Source organism: Anoxybacillus sp. TBDG-1 (genome assembly GCF_054815885.1).
The window spans coordinates 1-3507 of the sequence record NZ_JBTZSY010000087.1; the positions used below are offsets into that span (position 1 = coordinate 1).

Here is a 3507-nt window from a genome sequence, read left to right on the forward strand (position 1 = left end):
TTTTATAAAAATTTTTAATTATTTTTATTTATTTGGTTAATTTTATTATCCATACGAGTTGTTTTTAAAAATTTTTTTCATTCTACAACGTTCATCGTTTTTTCGTCAATGAATGATTTTTTCTGTAAGTAAAATGAATGGCAAATGTTGCTTCACTGCGCGAAAGTTTGGTATCATCATAGTATTGTGAAAGGTCGACAATATCGGAGGTGAAAGACATGTCACGAATTTCAATCGAGCAAGTGAAACATGTGGCGCATTTAGCGCGTTTAGCGATTACAGAAGAAGAAGCAGCGATGTTTGCGAAACAACTAGATGCGATTATTACGTTTGCGGAGCAGTTAAATGAGTTAGATACCGAAAACGTTCCGCCAACATCGCACGTATTAAACATGAAAAATGTGATGCGAGAAGATGTACCGACAGCTGGACTTCCGCTAGAAGACGTATTGAAAAACGCACCAGACCATCAAGATGGACAATTCCGTGTGCCAGCCATTTTAGAGTAAGGAGGGAAGAATATGTCATTGTTTGACTATCGCATATCTGAGTTACACAGTTTATTACATAAAAAAGAAATTTCTGTTTCAGATTTAGTGGATGAATCGTTTAAACGCATTCATGACGTAGAAGAAAAAGTACAAGCGTTTTTAACGTTAAACGAAGAACAAGCGCGCGCGAAAGCGACACAGTTAGATGAAAAACTAACTACGGAAAAGGAATTTGGTTTGCTTTTTGGCATGCCAATTGGCATTAAAGATAACATTGTGACAAAAGGGCTACGCACAACGTGTGCCAGCAAAATTTTGTACAACTTCGACCCGATTTACGATGCAACGGTTGTAGAGCGTTTAAACGAAGCTGACGCAGTGACGATCGGAAAATTAAATATGGACGAGTTTGCGATGGGATCATCGACAGAAAACTCCGGCTTTCAACTGACGCGCAACCCGTGGGATTTAGAGCGCGTGCCAGGTGGCTCAAGCGGCGGTTCGGCAGCAGCAGTAGCGGCAGGAGAAGTGCCATTTGCGCTCGGTTCAGACACGGGAGGTTCGATTCGTCAACCAGCAGCGTTTTGCGGGGTTGTTGGTTTAAAACCGACGTACGGTCGCGTATCGCGCTATGGGCTTGTTGCGTTTGCGTCTTCGCTTGACCAAATCGGTCCAATTACACGCACAGTGGAAGATAACGCATATTTACTACAAGTCATCTCTGGTTTAGATCCAATGGATTCGACATCCGCAAATGTCGCTGTACCAGATTACGTTTCTGCCTTAACAGGTGACATTCAAGGTTTAAAAATTGCCGTGCCGAAAGAATATTTAGGCGAGGGTGTATCAGAAGAAGTTCGCCAATCTATTCTTCAAGCGCTAAACGTGTTAGAAAGCCTCGGCGCAACGTGGGAAGAAGTATCTCTTCCTCATTCGAAATATGCGCTAGCAACATACTACTTATTAGCGTCTTCGGAAGCATCGGCAAACCTTGCCCGCTTTGACGGTGTTCGCTACGGCTATCGTACCGACAATGCGAAAAACTTAATGGAGATGTACAAGCAAACGCGCAGCGAAGGGTTCGGCAACGAAGTGAAACGCCGCATTATGCTTGGAACGTTTGCATTAAGTTCAGGCTATTATGATGCGTACTACAAAAAAGCGCAAAAAGTGCGGACGCTCATTAAACAAGACTTTGAAAACGTCTTTGCAAAATACGACGTCATTATCGGGCCGACAACACCAACGCCAGCGTTTAAAATTGGCGAAAAAACGAGCGACCCGTTAACGATGTACGCAAACGACATTTTAACGATTCCAGTCAATCTTGCTGGTGTTCCGGGCATTTCGATTCCGTGCGGATTTGTCAATGGCTTGCCAGTCGGTCTGCAAATTATCGGCAAACATTTCGATGAAAGCACGATTTACCGCGTTGCTCATGCGTTCGAGCAAGCAACAGACTATCATAAACAAAAACCAACGTTGTAAGGGGGGAATAAGTAATGAATTTTGAAATCGTCATCGGACTTGAAGTGCACGTCGAGCTGAAAACGAAATCGAAAATTTTCTCAAGCAGTCCAAACGCATTCGGAGCGCCCCCAAACACACAAACGAGCGTCATTGATTTAGGGTACCCGGGCGTTCTTCCGGTGTTAAATAAACAAGCGGTCGAATATGCGATGAAAGCGGCGATGGCGTTAAACTGCGAAATCGCCACAGAAACGAAATTTGACCGAAAAAACTATTTTTATCCGGACAACCCGAAAGCGTACCAAATTTCACAGTACGACCAACCGATTGGACAAAATGGCTGGATTGAAATTGAAGTGAACGGCAAAAAGAAAAAAATCGGCATTACGCGCATTCATTTAGAAGAAGATGCAGGGAAGCTGACGCATACAGGCGACGGCTATTCGTTAGTCGATTTCAACCGTCAAGGGACGCCGCTTATTGAGATCGTATCGGAGCCAGATATTCGCTCTCCAGAAGAAGCGTATGCATATTTAGAAAAATTAAAGTCGATCATTCAATATACAGGTGTATCGGATTGTAAAATGGAAGAAGGCTCGCTTCGCTGTGATGCGAACATTTCCCTTCGTCCAATTGGTTCAGACAAATTTGGAACGAAAACAGAATTGAAAAACTTAAACTCATTTAACTTCGTTCGCCAAGGATTAGAATACGAAGCGAAGCGCCAAGAGAAAATTTTATTGTCCGGCGGCGTCATCCAGCAAGAAACGCGCCGTTTCGACGAAGCAACGAAAACAACGATTTTAATGCGCACAAAAGAAGGTTCAGAAGACTATCGCTATTTCCCTGAACCAGATTTAGTTATGCTTTATATTGATGATGAATGGAAAGAACGTGTTCGTGCGTCCATTCCAGAACTTCCAGATGCGCGGAAAAAACGATATGTCGAAGAGCTTGGCTTGCCAGAGTATGATGCGAAAGTATTAACGCTTACAAAAGAAATGGCAGACTTTTTTGAGGCAACGGTCGCGAATGGGGCGGATCCGAAGCTTGCTTCGAACTGGCTGATGGTTGAAGTATCTGCTTATTTAAACGCAGAACAAAAAGAATTACATGACATTGCGTTAACGCCAGAAAGCCTTGCAAGCATGATTAAGCTCATTCAAAACGGCACAATTTCGTCGAAAATTGCGAAGAAAATTTTTAAAGAACTTGTGGAAAAAGGCGGCGATCCAGAGCAAATCGTCAAACAACAAGGGCTTGTGCAAATTTCTGACGAAGCAACGTTGCGCAAAATTGTGTTAGAAGTGCTCGATGCGAATCCACAATCGATCGAAGACTTTAAAAACGGAAAAGACCGTGCGATCGGCTTCTTAGTCGGCCAAATTATGAAAGCAACAAAAGGACAAGCCAACCCACCGCTTGTGAATAAGTTATTGCTTGAGGAAATGAATAAAAGGTAATCACTACCCCCATGTTATGGCATGGGGGTCAGACTGTTGAAAAACGATTTTGTCAAGGACAAAATCGTTTTTCTTTTGTTAAT

At 42.9% G+C, this 3507-nt stretch carries 3 protein-coding genes; all 3 read left to right on the forward strand.

The window, feature by feature from the left end; genetic code table 11:
* The first annotated feature begins 218 nt into the window (after positions 1–218).
* The 3 genes from gatC to gatB are packed head-to-tail and all read left to right on the forward strand — an operon-like array spanning position 219 to position 3424.
* Positions 219–509 carry an Asp-tRNA(Asn)/Glu-tRNA(Gln) amidotransferase subunit GatC gene (gatC, locus tag ACYQY7_RS13755; protein ID WP_009360719.1) on the forward strand — a complete coding sequence of 97 codons (291 nt, stop codon included), beginning with the start codon at positions 219–221 and terminating at the stop codon, positions 507–509.
* Between the two features lie 12 nt (positions 510–521).
* A complete protein-coding gene (gene gatA, locus ACYQY7_RS13760) occupies positions 522–1979 on the forward strand; it encodes an Asp-tRNA(Asn)/Glu-tRNA(Gln) amidotransferase subunit GatA (RefSeq protein ID WP_461202906.1) in 1458 nt (485 codons plus the stop codon).
* A gap of 14 nt (positions 1980–1993) precedes the next feature.
* Positions 1994–3424, forward strand: a complete 1431-nt coding sequence (gatB, locus tag ACYQY7_RS13765) for an Asp-tRNA(Asn)/Glu-tRNA(Gln) amidotransferase subunit GatB (RefSeq protein WP_461202908.1) — start codon at positions 1994–1996, stop codon at positions 3422–3424.
* Positions 3425–3507 lie beyond the last annotated feature (83 nt).

Bases quoted from the DNA above. Each gene is read 5' to 3' on its own strand.
- gatC (WP_009360719.1), top strand. From the start codon at position 219: ATGTCACGAATTTCAATCGAGCAAGTGAAACATGTGGCGCATTTAGCG.
- gatA (WP_461202906.1), top strand. From the start codon at position 522: ATGTCATTGTTTGACTATCGCATATCTGAGTTACACAGTTTATTACAT.
- gatB (WP_461202908.1), top strand. From the start codon at position 1,994: ATGAATTTTGAAATCGTCATCGGACTTGAAGTGCACGTCGAGCTGAAA.